Raw genomic sequence first — 15473 nt, forward strand, 5'->3', positions numbered from 1 at the left:
GCGCGGGCGTTGGTACCCGCGCGCCGCCGCGGCGGCAGTGAAAACGGGGGTGACAAAGCCTGCCTGCGCCGCTATGGGCCCCGCTTCCTTTTCCATCAGCGCGTCAAAAGCGAAAGCGAGTGCATATTATGAAGCTCAACGATCTCCGCGATAACAATGGTGCCCGCAAGAGCCGCGTCCGTGTCGGCCGTGGTATCGGTTCGGGCGTCGGCAAGACCGCCGGCCGCGGCCAGAAGGGTCAGAAGAGCCGCGAAGGCGTCTCGATCAAGGGCTTCGAGGGCGGCCAGATGCCGCTCCACATGCGCATCCCGAAGCGCGGCTTCAACAACATCTTCGCCAAGGACTATGCCGAGGTGAACCTGGGCGCGATCCAGAAGGCAGTCGATTCGGGCAAGCTGACCGCGACCGACATCACCCAGGCCGAGCTGAACGCGGCGGGCCTGACCCGCGGCGGCAAGGACGGCGTGCGCGTGCTCGCCAAGGGCGAGTTCTCGGCCAAGCTGAACTTCACCGTCGCCGGCGTGTCGAAGACCGCCCGCGAGGCGATCGAGAAGGCCGGTGGCAGCGTGACGATCCCCGAGATCGTGCCGGCTGCCGAGAAGGCCAAGGCCAAGCACCGCGTCGTCCAGAAGGCGCGTGCGGCCGACAAGGAAGCCAAGAAGGCCGCCGCCAAGGCGTAACCATGCCGGTCCCCGGCCTCGCGCCGGGGCAAGCATGACGCCGTTCGGCGACTTGTCCCCAGCGTCTCGCCGGGGACAGATTGCCCTAGGGGTTGGACACCCTATATGAACGGCGGGGGGCGGAGACGCTCATCCGCCGTTTCTGTTTCCGGGACCTAATACGACATGGCCTCCGCCTCCGATCAACTTGCTTCCAGCATCAACCTGGCGAAGTTCGCCAAGGCTACCGATCTCAAGAAGCGCCTGTGGTTCACCCTCGGCGCGCTGATCGTCTTCCGCATGCTGAGCTACGTGCCGCTTCCGGGCGTCGACCCCACCCAGCTGAACCTGCTCGCGCAGCAGACCCAGGGCGGCGTGCTCGATTTCTTCAACAACTTCACCGGCGGTGCGCTCAACCGCATGTCGATCGTCGCGCTCGGCGTGATGCCCTACATCACCGCCTCGATCGTGGTGCAGCTGGCGACCTCGCTGTCGCCGACGCTGAATGCGATCAAGAAGGAAGGCGAGAGCGGCCGCAAGCGCCTCAACCAGTACACCCGCTACGGCACGGTGGCGCTGACCGCGGTGCAGGGTTACTTCATCGCCGTCGGCCTCGAGACCTTCGGCGCCAGCCAGGGCCTGCAGCCCGTGGTGGAGCCCGGCATGATCTTCCGCATCGGCGCGGTGATCTCGCTGATCGGCGGCACCATGTTCCTGATGTGGATCGGTGAGCAGATCACCAATCGCGGCATCGGCAACGGCATCTCGCTGATCATCATGGCCGGCATCGTCGCCCGCCTGCCCACCACGCTCGTCCAGCTGTTCGAGAGCGGCCGCACCGGCTCGATCGATCCGCTGCGCCTGATCATCATCATCGTCGGCGTGGCCGCGCTGGTGCTGTTCATCTGCTTCATGGAGCGTGCCCAGCGGCGCATCCTGATCCAGTATCCGAAGCGCCAGACCGCCCGCGGCGTCCAGGCCGAGCGCAGCCACCTGCCGCTCAAGCTCAACACCGCCGGCGTGATCCCGCCGATCTTCGCTTCGTCGCTGCTGCTGCTGCCGCTGACGGTCACCCAGTTCGCCGGCAACATGACCGCGGGCGAGAGCTGGTGGAGCGACCTGATCATCAACCTGAACACGTGGCTGCGCCACGGTTCGCCGATCTACATGGCGCTCTACGGCTTCGGCATCATCTTCTTCTCCTTCTTCTACACCGCCGTGGTGTTCAATCCGGAGGAGACCGCCGAGAACCTCAAGCGCTATGGCGGGTTCATCCCGGGCATCCGCCCCGGCAAGAACACCGAGCTGTACTTCGACTACGTGCTCACCCGCATCACCGTGATCGGCGCTGCCTATCTGACGGTCATTTGCCTCGTTCCCGAAGCGGTGTTCTCGTCGATGAGCATTCCGTTCCTGATGGGCGGCACCAGCCTGCTCATCGTCGTCAACGTGACGATGGACACGGTGACGCAGATCCAGTCGCACCTGCTGGCGCACCAGTATGGCGATCTGATCAAGAAGGCGAAGCTGAAGGGTCGCGCGCGTTAAGCGCGGCCCAGAGCCTAAGAGGGGACAGGCTTAGTGAACATCATCCTGTTGGGCCCGCCGGGAGCCGGCAAGGGCACCCAGGCCAAGCGTCTCGAGCAAGAGCGGGGCATGGTCCAGCTCTCGACGGGCGACATGTTGCGCGCCGCTGTGAAGGCGGGCACGCCCACGGGCATCCAGGCCAAGGCCGTGATGGATGCCGGCGAGCTGGTCTCGGACGCGATCGTCTCGGGGATCATCGGTGAGCGGCTGGACATGGAAGACACGCTGAAGGGCGCGATCTTCGACGGCTATCCGCGCACCGCCGCCCAGGCCGAATCGCTCGACACGCTGCTGAGCGAGCGCGGCCGCCAGCTCGATTTCGTGATCGAGCTCGAAGTGAACGAGGATGCGCTGGTCGAGCGTGTCGAGGGCCGCTTCACCTGCGCGAATTGCGGTGAGGGCTATCACGACAAGTTCAAGCTGCCCAAGGTCGAGGGCACTTGCGACGTGTGCGGCCATCACGAGTTCAAGCGCCGTCCGGACGACAATGCCGAGACCGTGCGCACGCGCATGGCCGAGTATCGCGCCAAGACCGCGCCGATCCTGCCCTTCTACGAGGCCAAGGGCCTGGTGCGGAAGGTCGACGGCATGGCCGACATCGCCGAGGTCGGCGCGCAGATCGACGCGATCCTCGACGGCAAGGCCTGAGATACCCCTCCTCGTAGGGGGCTGGAAGTTGGGAAAGGCCGGGCACGATGCTCGGCCCTTTCTGTTCTACTCGTTCCCCGGCGAAGGCCGGGGCCCAGTCTCGGCGCAGCTGGTGACGCGCGCGAACCTCTCGACCGGCATTGCAACTGGGCCCCGGCCTTCGCCGGGGAGCTGAACGGCCACTCCCGACAATGCCTAAGCCTTTGTAATATATTGTTGCTCTAACTCCTGCTTAAGCACGGAGTGTGACGATCCCCCAGTCTGGCCAGCCAGGGCCGGGCGGGGGATTTCACTGGATGCTGCCCAAGCGCGCATTGCTGAGAGCTGCCGGGCTCACCGGCCTGTCCGCGCTCGCCCGCCGTGCGACGGGCAGCCAGCTGCGCATCCTCTGCTATCACGGCCTCTGGCTCGGCCCCGGCGCGCCGTTCGGCAGCTGCCTGTTCATGACGCCCGGCATGTTCGCCGCCCGCATGGCGCGGCTCGCCCGCACGGGCCTGCCGGTGCTGCCGCTCGGCGAGGCAGTCGAGCGGCTCGCCGTGGACGGGCTGCCGCGCGCCGCGGTGGTGATCACGATCGACGATGGCTGGGCCTCGACCCACAGCCACATGCTGCCGGTGCTGGAAGCGCATCGCCTGCCCGCGACGCTCTATGCCACCACCTGGTATGCCGGCCGCGACCTGCCGGTGATCAATGTCGCAATCGATTATCTCATCGCGGCATCTGGGCGGGCAGGGGAGGATCGCAGTGCCGTCATCCGCCGGATCGAGGCGTTGCCGGAAGGGGAGCGGCTCGCGGCGCTGCGCAACTATGGCCGCACCCTGGGCGTGGGCGAGCAATGGCTTGAGCAGCGCCAGTTCCATTTGATGCGCCCCGACGAGATCGCCGACGCCCATAGGCGCGGGCTCGACATCCAGCTCCACACACACCGCCACATCGACGTCGCCGGCCGTATCGGCCAGCTGGTGCCCGAGATCGAGGCCAACCGCGCCGCGATCCTGGCGGCGACCGGCGGCGCGGCACCGGAGCATTTCTGCTACCCGAGCGGCACCTTCCATCCGTCCGCGCCGGCGCTGCTCGCCGCAAGCGGCGTGCGCTCCGCCACCCTGGTAAGCGAAGGCCTCAACCCACCCGCGGCGAACCCCTATGCGCTGCGCCGCTTCGTCGATGGACAGCATGTCGCGGCCAGCGCGTTCCAGGCCTATCTCGACGGCACGCTCCATTACCTGTCGCTCGCCCGCAAGGCGGCCGAGCGGATCGAGATCGAAGTGCCGCGCCGTGTCGCCGCCGCTTCTGGAATGCTGCTCTGCGCGCTATGATCCTCCCGCTTCATGAGGGGAGGGGAATATGAGGACCCGTTCGCTGATCGCCCTGGCGCTGATCGCCGCATCGCCCGCCGCGGCCGAAGTCACTGCGTCGACCGACACCAGCTTCACCGTCACGCAGAAGCTGGCGGTCTCCGCATCGCCGGCCAGGCTCTGGGCGACGCTGGTCGCGCCTGCGAGCTGGTGGAACCCCGAACATAGCTGGTCGGGCGATGCCGCGAACTTCTCGATGGATGCGCGGGCCGGCGGCTGCTTCTGCGAGAAGCTGGCCGAGGGCGGCAGCGTCGAGCATCTGCGGGTGCTCTTCGTCCAGCCGAACAAGCTGCTGCGCCTTGGCGGCGGGCTGGGGCCGATCCAGGCGATGCCGGCCAGCGGCGTGATGACCTTCGCGCTCAAGCCGGGCGCCGACGGCAGGTCGACCGAGCTGACCGTCACCTATGCGGTGGCCGGCGGACCGGGGCTGGGCAAGATCGCCGCGCCGGCCGACGGCATGATCGCAGGCCAGCTCGCCAGGCTGAAGGCCGCGGCGGAGCGTTAGGAACGCAAATTCCTCCCTGAGGCGAACTCGGGGAGGAATTCAGAATCAACATTACCTTTTTGTCATGCGCCGGTCACCGCCCGGGGCAGGGGGCAATCGTATCTGAAGTCCGTGGCCGGCGGGATCGTCGGGCACACGCAGAGGTCTTCAGCATGCGGTCCGCCTCTCCGCGCTTTTCGGCTCAGGACCGATCGCCGCCCCCGCGATCGTTGTCCGGGTGCCCGCCCCGCCACTGCCCCGGCGGGGCGGGTGTCGCCCGAAGCGCAGGACCGGCCGCACGCCCCCTGAAGTCGCCGATGCTGCCCTGGCATCGACGCAATGGCCGGCGGACACCCCCTTGTTCGCCGGCCAACCCTCTCTTGGAGCGGACGGACGCGCTGGAGCGACGGATGAATCACCGGATCCTGATCGTTGAGGATGATGCCGCCGCGGCGGACTTCGTGACGCGCGGGCTGGCCGATGCCGGCTTTGCGGTCGAGGCCTGCGAAGACGGCCGCACCGGCTTGGCCCGGGCCGAGGCAGGCAATTTCGACCTGTGGATCTTCGATCGCATGCTTCCCGGCATGGACGGGCTGTCGCTGCTCGGCCTGTTGCGCGAGCAGGGACGGCGGACCCCGGCGATCATGCTCTCCGCGCTCGGCACGGTGGACGACAAAGTCGGCGGCCTCGCCGCCGGTGCCGATGACTATCTCGCCAAGCCCTTCTCCTTCGCCGAGCTGCGCGCGCGCGTCGCTGCGCTGCTGCGCCGCGTCGATCGGGCAGAGAGCGAGGCCCAGGCCACCCGCATCGTGGTGGGTGATCTCGAGATCGACCTGCTTTCCCGCACGGTCGCACGTTCCGGGCGCGCGGTGCCGCTGGTCGCCCGCGAATTCCACCTGCTCGAATATCTCGCCCGCCATGCCGGCGAGGTCGTCACCCGGACGATGATGCTCGAGCATGTCTGGAACTGCCGCTTCGATCCGGGTTCCAATGTGGTCGACGTCCATATCGGTCGCCTCCGCCGCAAGCTGGAGGAAGGCGAGCGTCCGATCCTCCACACCGTGCGCGGCGCGGGGTATCGGCTGGCGGTGGACTGACTAATAGCTCCCCTCCCTGGAAGGGAGGGGTTAGGGGTGGGTCGGCGGCTGGCTATACTGTGATGCCAGGCGAAGCGGGTGACGTATCGCGTGCATCCACCCACCCTCGACCCCTCCCTTGCAGGGAGGGGAGTAGACGAGACATTGCAAAATAGGACTTCGCCTGCTCTCTGAAGGCATGGCGCCGGCTCTCCTCGCGCACACGCAGGAGTATCAAGAGATTCAATGAATCGCTCGATCCTTCGGCTGAGCGTCGCATGCCGGGACGGTGCGCCAGCGGGCTGCTTGGCGGCGGAGGCGGGATGGTGTATGAGTCCCTTTCCGGCGAAAGCCTCTCCCGCAGCGCTTGACTCAGCGTTGGCGGACGCATATGTCGCGCATCTTCCGAAAGATCGGTTTCACGGCGGCGCCTTGGCGTGTTCGTCGTGCCACTGCATTTCGGAAGTCAACGCTACGAGATGGGGTGCGAGCTGCCATGCGGCACCCCGTGGAGCTGGGAGAACAAATTTCATGGCTCGTATTGCGGGTGTCAACATCCCGACCAACAAGCGCGTCGTCATCGCGCTGCAGTACATCCACGGCATTGGCCCGGCCAAGGCCAAGGAGATCACCGAGAAGCTGAACATCGCGGCCGAGCGCCGGGTTCAGGATCTCTCGGACCAGGAAGTCCTGCAGATCCGCGAGGCGATCGACGCCAGCTACACCGTGGAAGGCGACCTGCGTCGCCAGACCGCGATGAACATCAAGCGCCTGATGGACCTGGCCTGCTATCGCGGCCTCCGTCATCGCAAGGGCCTCCCGGTCCGTGGCCAGCGCACGCACACCAATGCGCGCACCCGCAAGGGCAAGGCCAAGCCGATCGCCGGCAAGAAGAAGTAAGGGAGGGCTCGAACAATGGCACGTGAACCGCAGCGCATTCGCCGTCGCGAACGCAAGAACATCACCGCCGGCGTCGCCCATGTGAACGCCAGCTTCAACAACACGATGATCACCATCACCGACGCGCAGGGCAACGCCATCTCGTGGTCGTCGGCCGGCATGATGGGCTTCAAGGGCTCGCGCAAGTCGACCCCGTACGCCGCCCAGGTCGCCGCCGAGGACGCGGGCCGCAAGGCCGCCGAGCATGGCGTGCGCACCCTTGAGGTGGAAGTGAAGGGCCCGGGTTCGGGCCGTGAGTCGGCGCTGCGCGCGCTGCAGGCGGTCGGCTTCCAGATCACGTCGATCCGCGACGTGACCCCGATCCCGCACAACGGCGTCCGTCCGTCCAAGCGTCGTCGCGTCTGATCATTCCTGCTTGTTGCCGCGGGCCCAGAGGCGGGTCCGCGGTCTTGCAGTAAATACCTGGTGGGATATGCCTCTCGTCCCGCCCAACATGAGGAAAGCCCGTGTCGGTCAACGCTAAGAACTGGCAGGAACTCAAGAAGCCCAACGGCCTCGAGAAGAAGCCCGGTGGCGATCCCAAGCGCAAGTCGACCTTCGTAGCCGAGCCGCTGGAGCGTGGTTTCGGCCTGACGCTCGGCAACGCGCTGCGCCGCGTGCTGCTTTCGTCGCTCCAGGGTGCCGCGGTCACTTCGATCAAGATCGAGAACGTCCTCCACGAGTTCAGCTCGTTGGCAGGGGTTCGCGAGGACGTCACGGACATCGTCCTCAACGTCAAGCAGATCGCGCTCAAGATGCAGGGCGAAGGCCCGAAGCGCCTCCAGCTGTCGGCCACCGGCCCGGCTGAGGTGAAGGCCGGCGACATCGCCGTGTCGGGCGATATCGAGGTGATGAACCCCGATCTCGTCATCTGCCACCTCGACGATGGCGCGACGCTCAACATGGAGCTGACCGCCGACACCGGCAAGGGCTATGTCCCCGCCGCGTCGAACCGTCCGGCGGACGCCCCGATCGGCCTGATCCCGGTCGATGCCCTGTACAGCCCGGTCCGCCAGGTCTCGTACAAGGTCGAGAACACCCGCGTCGGCCAGGAGCTCGACTACGACAAGCTCACGCTGTCGATCGAGACCGATGGCACGATCACCCCGGAAGACGCCGTGGCGTACGCCGCGCGCATCCTCCAGGACCAGCTGGCGCTGTTCGTCCACTTCGACGATTCGGCGGTTACCCGTTCGGCTCCGATCGGCATGGCGGCTGCGGCTGCTCCGGCCGAGGGCGGCTCGGGCGACGCGTCGCAGATCAACCGCTACCTGCTGAAGAAGGTCGACGAGCTGGAGCTTTCGGTCCGCTCGGCGAACTGCCTCAAGAACGACAACATCATCTATATCGGCGACCTGGTCCAGAAGACCGAAGCCGAGATGCTGCGCACGCCGAACTTCGGCCGCAAGTCGCTCAACGAGATCAAGGAAGTCCTGTCGTCGATGGGTCTCCGCCTCGGCATGGAAATCCCGGGCTGGCCGCCTGAGAACATCGAAGAGATGGCCAAGAAGCTCGAGCAGGAGATCATGGGCTAAGGCCTGCGATCACCGCGAAGGAAAAAGGGAAGGGGTCGCCGAGAGGCGGCCCCTTCCTGCTTGTTCAGAGGGCCTCGACCCAGGAGGGGCTGCCGGCGAACGAGCTGGCCTTGCCGAAGCAGAACAGCCCCGGCCGCTCGGCGCTGGCCTTGTCGCTCCGTCGTACAAGGGTGTAGCGCACCTGCTTGCAGGGATAGGGGCCGACCTGCGCGTCGCTCAGCACGGTGACCTTGCCGTCGCTGATCTGGCCGCGCCAGCTCAGCGTCCCGCCCACCGCAGTCTCGCCGATCTGCTTGTGCCAGGCATCGAGCTTCAGGCCCAGGATCAGATTGGCCCAGGCGTCGTAGCTGCGGCCGCCCTCGCAGCCGGTGCAGGCGACCCTGCTGAACTCGAGATAGGCCTTCCCCTTGGCTTCAAGCTCGGGCGAGAATTCGAAGTCATAGGGCGTCGCGATTGAACGCGAGCCGACATTGACCGGCCAGGGCTCCGGGCCGGTGGTGGTAGCGGCAGGGGCCTGAGCGGTGCGGGCCGGGGTGCGCGGCTGGGCCGACCTGGCCTCCCCGCCGGCATTGCGGCCGACATTGCGCTTGATCGCGCCGGCCAGGTCGCCAAGGCTCTGGGCCGAAGCGCCGGGGGAGAAGGCCAGCAGGCCGGCGCCGAGCGCGACGGTCAGTCCGCCGCGGACGGGGTTACGCATTTCCGATACTCCTTTGATTGCATGCCGGGTGTGGCGCTGCAATCATACACCGCGGGAGGGCGCCGCTAACCGGGCCCGGGCCGGGTTGGTCGCAGCATTGTCCGGGTTCCGTCGCAGCGATGGGCCCTGCCATTGGCGACCGGAAGTGCTGATTTGCTTGACTCCGGCCGCCGAATCCGCTTTGGGCGCGCCTTCGCGAAATTCGCACAGGGTTTTGGGCAGCGGCCCTTATCGCTGCCTGGTCCGGGGTACCTGATACGGCCCCCGAACGAACGGAAGGAAGTTACCATGCGTCATCGCGTTGGCGGCCGTAAGCTGCAACGTACCTCGGCTCACCGTATTGCGCTGTTCCGCAATCTGAGCGCCGCCCTGATCAAGCACGAGCAGATCACCACCACCGTCGCCAAGGCGAAGGAGCTGCGTCCCTACGTCGAGAAGCTGATCACGCTCGCCAAGAAGGGTGGCCTGTCGAACCGCCGTCTGGCCCATGCCCGCCTGCTCGACGATGCGCAGCTGGTGAAGCTGTTCGACGTGCTGGCGACGCGCTATGCCGACCGCAACGGCGGCTATACCCGCATCATCAAGACCGGCCCGCGCGCTTCGGACGCCTCGCCGATGGCGATCATCGAGTTCGTCGATCGCGACGTCTCGGCCAAGGGCCAGGATTCGGGCCCGGTGCTGGCCGACGAGGATTTCGACGCCGTCGCCTGATCGGCCTCGATCATCGAGATAGGGAAGGGCGGTCGCACCACGGTGCGGCCGCCCTTTTCCGTTGGTGGCCTTCGACGCGTGGGGATAGAGACCGGGCGTGAGAGCGATCCTGGCTACAATGATGCTCGCCCTGCTGGCGGGGTGCGATGCGCCCATGCCGGGCAACAGGGCGGCCGAGCGGCAGCAAGCCCCGGCAATCGCCAGGACGGTGGTGGAGACCGAGGAGAGTGCCCGGTTCCGCCTGGCCGCGCGGGAGCTCTATGCCGCGCTCGACGCGCCCGCGTGCGGTATCGACCGCCCTGAGCGGCTTGCACCCGAGCGCGCGGCGGTCAAGGCATTCGAAGACCGGCTGGGAACCACCGGCGCCGCCTTCCAGCTCGCGGTGGCGCGGGCGGACGCCCGCTTTCAACCGAGCTGCCGGAGCGACGGCGATATCCGCGAGAAGGTCGCGGGCCACCTGGCCGAGCTCTGGAAGCTGCTGCCGCGCCTCGACCAGGTGCCGGTGCAGGAGCCGATCCCTGCCCGAAGTGCGGAGTATCGCGCGCTCGTCCGCAAGCTGGTCACCGCAGTGCAGCCGCAATGCCCGCTCTCCGGCACAGCTGCGGACGCCGGGATACTCGCTCCCGCGCTCGACGCGGTCCGCCGGTTCCAGGCGAGCCTGCCGGGCACCGCCTATCGCCACCATTATGCGATCGTCAGAGCCGACGTGGATCTCGAGCAATCGATGACTCTGGTTGAATGCGTGGCGCCCTCGCGCGTTTCGCCGGACCGGCTGCGCGACGACCTGCTCGCCGATGTCCGCCGCCAGATCGCGGCGCTGCAGGCGATCCGCCTCTAGCTTCGTTTCGCGGACGGAAAGTTTTTCCTTCCCTCCCGGCGCCGGGTTCGGCTCCCCACATCTGCTGCATGAACAGGAACCATTCCCATTCCAATGTCGGCGCCTGGCTTTCGGCCGGCGTGGCGCTCGCTCCCGTCCTCGGCGCCCTGGCCTGGGCCGTTTCGGAGACATCGGTGCTCGGTTTCGCTTGAGCGGCGGCGAGGGGGCGCTAGCCTAGGGGCATTCGCCATTCGGAGGCCCCATGCGCCGCTCTTTCATCCTTTCCCTGCTTCTTGCGACCCCTGCATTCGCCCAGACCCAGCCGGAGACCAAAGTGACCAAGCTTGCCTATCCCGAAACCCGCCGCGTCGACGTGGTGGAGGAGCAGTTCGGGGTGAAGGTGGCGGACCCCTATCGCTGGCTCGAGAACGACGTGCGGAACGACAAGGAAGTCGCCGCCTGGGTCGATGCCGAGAACCAGGTGACCAACACCTATCTCGCCACGCTGCCGGGCCGTGACTGGTTCAAGGCGCGGATCAAGCAGCTGTTCGATTACGAGCGCTTCGGCGTGCCGCAGAAGAAGGGCGGCCGCTATTTCTACATGCACAATAGCGGCCTGCAGAACCAGGCGGTGCTGTTCGTCCGCGACAAGCTCGATGGCGAGGGCCGGGTGCTGATCGATCCCAATGGCTGGTCGAAGGACGGCGCCACCGCGCTTTCCGAATGGGCGCCGTCGGAGGATGGCAAGTACCTGCTCTACGCGATCCAGGACGGCGGCACCGACTGGCGCATCGGAAAGGTGCTCGACGTCGCCACCGGCAAGGAGACCGGCGACAGCGTCCACGGCATGAAGTTCACCCTGGCGGCGGTATGGGCCAAGGACGGTAGCGGCTTCTTCTATTCGCGCTACCCGGACGTCGCGGCGGACGCCAAGTTCCAGGCGCTGAACGAGAACCACAAGATCTACTTCCACAAGCTCGGCACGCCCGACAGCGCCGACAGGCTGGTCTACGAGACGCCGGATCATCCGAGCTGGAGCCACTATGCCCAGATCACCGATGACGGGCGCTGGATGGTGATCACCACCAGCGAGGGCACCGACGACCGCTACCGGATCTCGCTGATCGACCTGAAGGACCCGGCGATGAAGCCCCGGGTGATCATCCCGGCGCTGGAGAACAGCTGGGGCCTGGCCGGCAATGTCGGCAGCAAATTCTACTGGGTGACCAACAAGGGCGCGCCGAAGCACAAGATCGTGACGATGGACGTCGCCTCGGCGGACCTGGCGACGGCCGAGCTGGTGCCCGAGGACAAGGCGACGCTGGAAGGCGCCGCGATCGTCGGCGGCACGCTGGTCGCCAGCTATCTGGTCGACGCCAAGACCGAGGTGCGCCGCTACAAGCTCGACGGCAGCGCGCTCGCCCCGGTCAAGCTGCCGGGCGTGGGCAGCGCCTCGGGCTTCGGCGGCGAGCCGGACGATGCCGAGACCTTCTATTCCTATACCAGCTTCAACGAGCCGACGACGATCTACCGCTACGACATGGCGAGCGGGGTCAGCACGCCCTGGGCGCGGCCGAAGCTCGACTTCAAGCCGGAGGACTACAAGGTCGAGCAGCGCTTCTTCGCGTCGAAGGACGGGACCAAGGTGCCGCTGTTCATCGTCCGCAAGGCGACCACCACCGGCCCGGCGCCGACCCTGCTCTGGGGCTATGGCGGCTTCAACGTCTCCTACGGCCCGAGCTTCTCGTCCTCGCGCCTGGCATGGCTGGAGCAGGGCGGCGTGTTCGTCCTCGCCAACATCCGCGGCGGCGGCGAATATGGCAAGGCGTGGCATGACGGCGGGCGGCTGGCGAACAAGCAGAATGTGTTCGACGACTTCATCGGGGCGGGCGAGTATCTGATCAAGGAAGGCGTCACCGGCAGGAACCAGCTGGCGATCCAGGGCGGCTCGAACGGCGGGCTACTCGTGGGCGCGGTGGTCAACCAGCGCCCCGACCTGTTCGCCGCGGCGCTGCCGGCGGTGGGCGTGATGGACATGCTGCGCTTCGACCGGTTCACCGCGGGCCGCTACTGGGTCGACGATTACGGCTATCCGTCGAAGGAGGCCGATTTCAAGACGCTCTACGCCTATTCGCCGTACCATAACGTCAAGTCGGGCGTGGCCTATCCGGCGATCCTGGCGACCACGGCGGACACCGACGACCGCGTCGTGCCGGGGCATACCTTCAAGTACACCGCGGCGATCCAGCATGCCGATATCGGCGACAAGCCGCACCTCGTCCGCATCGAGACGCGTGCCGGGCATGGCTCGGGCAAGCCGACTGACAAGATCATCGACGAGGCGGCGGACCTCTGGGCCTTCACGGCGAAGTGGACCGGCCTGACGGTGAAGACCAGGTGATCGTCCGCGCGCTCGCCCTGACGGGCGCGCTGTGCGCCGCGGCTCCGGCCGCGGCGCAGCAGACGGGAGGTGCGCAGCCAGAAGCCCTCGGTCACCGACGCGCAGCTGCGCAACCAGCTCTGGGGCATGTTCCACAAGGAGGACCGGCGCACCCGCAAGACGCCGGCGCGCCCGCTCGAGGACGTGTGGCTCGACACGCCCGCCTATCCCACCAAAGTGCCGAATCTCTGCCGTTCGGACCAGGTGACGATGCGGCTGGCGCCGGCTGATCCGCGGGAAGTCGAACCCGACGCCGACACGCCGATGCGGGCCTATGGCCTGGACAGCGAGAAGCGTTTCCTCTTCCTCGCGCTTCCGGCGGAAGAGGCGCCCGAGGAGGAGGATGCCCCCGGGAAGCGCCGGGACATGTGGCACGGCGCCTGCTCCAGGCTCGACCGCTACGACGAGCGTTTCTTCCGGGCGGACGACGAGAAGCTGGCCATGGGAGGCTATCGCGCGTTGCTCCGCGCCGTACGGGTGGCGCAGGCAGGCGAAGCGAAGATCCGCTGCAATCTGTCGCAGATCGAGAAACGGCCCTGCGCCGAGGTGCTGGGAGAATTCGCCACAGCGCCGATCTCCTCGATCGAATCCTGCCCGGCGGTGGCCGGACTGGCCTGTTACAGCATCTTCGGCTCAGGCGATCTCCAGGTTCGTGTGACGATCGTCGACGATCCCGACAGCTACAAGCGGGCGGGGGGAGAGACGCTGCCGATGGGCAGGCTGATGTCGGTGGACGTCGATCAGTCGATCGTCCTGTGGCATACCCGCCCCCATTTGAATGCCATTCAGCCGCAAGACAGACTCGCGGGCATAATTCTCCTTCCACGAAAGTAACGGAGGGCGGCATGACGGTTCTGAAGCTTGTGGGCGTCGCGGCCGGCGCGGTGGCGATGGCCGGGCTGGCAGTGCCGGCGCAGGCGCAGGAGCGCTGGCGCCCGTCGCGCGAAGTGAAGAAGGACAAGTTCGACCTGGGCGATGCGATCGTCGGCGGCCTGGTTGTCGGCGGCGTGCTGGCGCTGATCTCCAGCGGCAAGAAGAAGGGGCACGACGTGGCCCCCGCCGAGGAGCGCGTGCCGATCGACACCGGCCCGGTCGAGGAAAGCCGCTATGGCGAGCCCGCCCAGCCGGGCAGCGGCCCGATTGCCGAGACGCCAGCGCCCGATTCGGCGCGCTTCGACGGGCTCTATGACGAAGACGCCGCCGCGGACCGCTGTGCGATGGAGACCGAGACGCTGGGCGAGCGCCATGCCCGGCTGGCGCGGGTCTCGAACGTCACCAGCACCGTGTGGAACGGCAAGAGCTGGGTGATCAAGGGCCAGATCGAGCTGGCCAACAGCTATCGCGACACCAACAAGCAGAGCCACGGCTTCCGCTGCTCGCTGCGGCGGGGCAGCGAGCCCGTCGTCACGATCGACGATCTGCAGGCGTCATAGGCAGGTGGCGCCGTGCTGCGCACCCTGATCGGGATGATGCTCGCGCTGGCGCCGGTCGCGGCGTCGGCGCAGGGCTTCGATGCCGCCGTCCGCGCGGAGGGCGAGAAGTTCCTCGCGGAGGAGAAGGGTGTCGGGCTGATCATCGGCGTGCTGCGCGACGGCAAGACGCATTTCTACAGTTTCGGGGAAGCGGTGAAGAGCGGTGCCCGGCCGACCGCGGATACCGCCTATGAGATCGGCTCGATCTCCAAGACGATGACTGGCCTGCTGCTCGCCCGCGCGGTGCTGGCGGGCAAGGCGCGGCTGGAAGACGATGTCCGCACCTATCTGGATGGCGACTATCCCGGGCTCGCCTTCGAAGGCGAGCCGGTGCGGCTGCTCCATCTCGCCAACATGACCGCGGGCCTGCCCGACAATCTGCCCGACCTGTCGAAGCTCGATCCCGATCCCGGCCGGTTCAAGCATGCCGAGGCGCTTGAGGCCTATGGCAAGGCGCAGTTCCTCGCCGATCTGCGCGCGGTCAAGCCGGGCAGCAAGCCGGGGGAGAATGTCGCCCATTCCAATGTCGCGGCGCAGCTGCTGATCGTCGCGCTCGAGCGAATCTACGGCATGCCCTATGACCGGATCCTCACGCAGGAGATCGAGCGGCCGCTCGGCTTCGCGGCGAAGGGCGAGGCGAGCGGCTATGACGGGGAAGGGCGGGCAACCGCGGTGCTGCCGCGTGCCCAGTTCGGCTATCGCTATTCCGCCGCCGACATGCTGCGCTACGCCGCGCTCCAGCTCGACGAAGGCGATCCCGCGGTGGCGCTGAGCCACAAGGGAAGCTGGTTCACGCTCGACAAGCAGACCTGGGTCGGTCTCACCTGGATCGTCTCGCAGCTTCCGGAGGGCGGCAGGGTGCTACGCACCTCGGGCGGCACCTGGGGGTTCGCCAGCGCGATGATGGTCTGGCCCGAGAAGAAGCTCGGCGTGATCCTGCTCGCCAACAAGGCCAGCGACACCGCGCAGGGGCGGCTGAGCGAGATTGCCGGCCGCATCGCAGCGCTTCCCCCAGAATAATCTCCCGCCGCCCTTGCCCCCTGGGGGCTCTTC

The 15473-nt window shown here is 67.1% G+C and carries 16 protein-coding genes; 15 read left to right on the top strand and 1 reads right to left on the bottom strand.

Annotated elements, in window-relative coordinates; translation table 11 throughout:
* Positions 1 to 128: 128 nt before the first annotated feature.
* The 9 genes from rplO to ACEN8G_RS03980 all read left to right on the top strand — a co-directional run bounded on the left by rplO (position 129) and on the right by ACEN8G_RS03980 (position 8283).
* Complete coding sequence (gene rplO / locus ACEN8G_RS03940; protein WP_413417276.1) at positions 129 to 680, top strand: 50S ribosomal protein L15; 552 nt, start codon at positions 129 to 131, stop codon at positions 678 to 680.
* 165 nt (positions 681 to 845) lie between these two features.
* Positions 846 to 2207 (top strand): preprotein translocase subunit SecY, encoded by a 1362-nt coding sequence (secY, locus tag ACEN8G_RS03945; protein ID WP_413417274.1) that lies wholly within the window; start codon positions 846 to 848, stop codon positions 2205 to 2207.
* Between the two features lie 33 nt (positions 2208 to 2240).
* Positions 2241 to 2894, top strand: a complete 654-nt coding sequence (locus tag ACEN8G_RS03950; protein WP_307118132.1) for an adenylate kinase — start codon at positions 2241 to 2243, stop codon at positions 2892 to 2894.
* Positions 2895 to 3190: 296 nt separating this feature from the next.
* Positions 3191 to 4210, top strand: coding sequence for a polysaccharide deacetylase family protein (locus ACEN8G_RS03955; RefSeq protein ID WP_413416077.1), 1020 nt, complete (start codon positions 3191 to 3193; stop codon positions 4208 to 4210).
* 28 nt (positions 4211 to 4238) lie between these two features.
* Positions 4239 to 4754: an SRPBCC family protein gene (locus tag ACEN8G_RS03960; protein WP_413416076.1), complete on the top strand. Its 516-nt coding sequence runs from the start codon at positions 4239 to 4241 to the stop codon at positions 4752 to 4754.
* A 389-nt stretch (positions 4755 to 5143) separates the two neighbouring features.
* Positions 5144 to 5830, top strand: a complete 687-nt coding sequence (locus ACEN8G_RS03965; RefSeq protein WP_413416075.1) for a response regulator transcription factor — start codon at positions 5144 to 5146, stop codon at positions 5828 to 5830.
* 510 nt (positions 5831 to 6340) lie between these two features.
* On the top strand, positions 6341 to 6709 hold the full coding sequence (gene rpsM / locus ACEN8G_RS03970; RefSeq protein ID WP_413416074.1) for a 30S ribosomal protein S13: 369 nt from the start codon (positions 6341 to 6343) through the stop codon (positions 6707 to 6709).
* A 15-nt stretch (positions 6710 to 6724) separates the two neighbouring features.
* Positions 6725 to 7114, top strand: a complete 390-nt coding sequence (gene rpsK, locus ACEN8G_RS03975; protein ID WP_010545745.1) for a 30S ribosomal protein S11 — start codon at positions 6725 to 6727, stop codon at positions 7112 to 7114.
* 101 nt (positions 7115 to 7215) lie between these two features.
* Positions 7216 to 8283 (top strand): DNA-directed RNA polymerase subunit alpha, encoded by a 1068-nt coding sequence (locus ACEN8G_RS03980; RefSeq protein WP_307118137.1) that lies wholly within the window; start codon positions 7216 to 7218, stop codon positions 8281 to 8283.
* Positions 8284 to 8347: 64 nt separating this feature from the next.
* Here the strand turns inward: ACEN8G_RS03980 and ACEN8G_RS03985 are convergent, their stop codons facing one another.
* Positions 8348 to 8980, bottom strand: a complete 633-nt coding sequence (locus ACEN8G_RS03985; protein WP_413416073.1) for a hypothetical protein — start codon at positions 8978 to 8980, stop codon at positions 8348 to 8350.
* A 288-nt stretch (positions 8981 to 9268) separates the two neighbouring features.
* Between ACEN8G_RS03985 and rplQ the strand changes: the two genes are divergently transcribed.
* From rplQ to ACEN8G_RS04015, 6 genes are all read left to right on the top strand, one after another.
* Positions 9269 to 9691, top strand: a complete 423-nt coding sequence (gene rplQ, locus ACEN8G_RS03990; RefSeq protein ID WP_413416072.1) for a 50S ribosomal protein L17 — start codon at positions 9269 to 9271, stop codon at positions 9689 to 9691.
* 121 nt (positions 9692 to 9812) lie between these two features.
* Entirely contained in the window at positions 9813 to 10529 is a 717-nt protein-coding gene (locus tag ACEN8G_RS03995; protein WP_413416070.1) for a hypothetical protein, read from the top strand.
* A 241-nt stretch (positions 10530 to 10770) separates the two neighbouring features.
* Entirely contained in the window at positions 10771 to 12909 is a 2139-nt protein-coding gene (locus tag ACEN8G_RS04000) for a prolyl oligopeptidase family serine peptidase (RefSeq protein WP_413416068.1), read from the top strand.
* A gap of 69 nt (positions 12910 to 12978) precedes the next feature.
* Positions 12979 to 13782, top strand: coding sequence for a hypothetical protein (locus ACEN8G_RS04005; protein ID WP_413416067.1), 804 nt, complete (start codon positions 12979 to 12981; stop codon positions 13780 to 13782).
* Between the two features lie 11 nt (positions 13783 to 13793).
* A complete protein-coding gene (locus ACEN8G_RS04010; protein ID WP_413416066.1) occupies positions 13794 to 14381 on the top strand; it encodes a hypothetical protein in 588 nt (195 codons plus the stop codon).
* Between the two features lie 12 nt (positions 14382 to 14393).
* The gene (locus tag ACEN8G_RS04015) at positions 14394 to 15440 is read left to right on the top strand and encodes a serine hydrolase domain-containing protein (RefSeq protein WP_413416065.1); all 1047 of its coding nucleotides are present in this window, start codon (positions 14394 to 14396) and stop codon (positions 15438 to 15440) included.
* Positions 15441 to 15473: the final 33 nt, after the last annotated feature.

Source organism: Sphingomonas sp. Sphisp66 (genome assembly GCF_047324325.1).
GTDB lineage: Bacteria > Pseudomonadota > Alphaproteobacteria > Sphingomonadales > Sphingomonadaceae > Sphingomonas.

Coding starts and splice junctions, on each gene's coding strand:
- rplO (WP_413417276.1), top strand. CDS start 129: ATGAAGCTCAACGATCTCCGCGATAACAATGGTGCCCGCAAGAGCCGC.
- secY (WP_413417274.1), top strand. CDS start 846: ATGGCCTCCGCCTCCGATCAACTTGCTTCCAGCATCAACCTGGCGAAG.
- ACEN8G_RS03955 (WP_413416077.1), top strand. CDS start 3,191: ATGCTGCCCAAGCGCGCATTGCTGAGAGCTGCCGGGCTCACCGGCCTG.
- ACEN8G_RS03960 (WP_413416076.1), top strand. CDS start 4,239: ATGAGGACCCGTTCGCTGATCGCCCTGGCGCTGATCGCCGCATCGCCC.
- ACEN8G_RS03965 (WP_413416075.1), top strand. CDS start 5,144: ATGAATCACCGGATCCTGATCGTTGAGGATGATGCCGCCGCGGCGGAC.
- rpsM (WP_413416074.1), top strand. CDS start 6,341: ATGGCTCGTATTGCGGGTGTCAACATCCCGACCAACAAGCGCGTCGTC.
- rpsK (WP_010545745.1), top strand. CDS start 6,725: ATGGCACGTGAACCGCAGCGCATTCGCCGTCGCGAACGCAAGAACATC.
- ACEN8G_RS03985 (WP_413416073.1), bottom strand. CDS start 8,980: ATGCGTAACCCCGTCCGCGGCGGACTGACCGTCGCGCTCGGCGCCGGC.
- rplQ (WP_413416072.1), top strand. CDS start 9,269: ATGCGTCATCGCGTTGGCGGCCGTAAGCTGCAACGTACCTCGGCTCAC.
- ACEN8G_RS03995 (WP_413416070.1), top strand. CDS start 9,813: ATGCTCGCCCTGCTGGCGGGGTGCGATGCGCCCATGCCGGGCAACAGG.
- ACEN8G_RS04000 (WP_413416068.1), top strand. CDS start 10,771: ATGCGCCGCTCTTTCATCCTTTCCCTGCTTCTTGCGACCCCTGCATTC.
- ACEN8G_RS04010 (WP_413416066.1), top strand. CDS start 13,794: ATGACGGTTCTGAAGCTTGTGGGCGTCGCGGCCGGCGCGGTGGCGATG.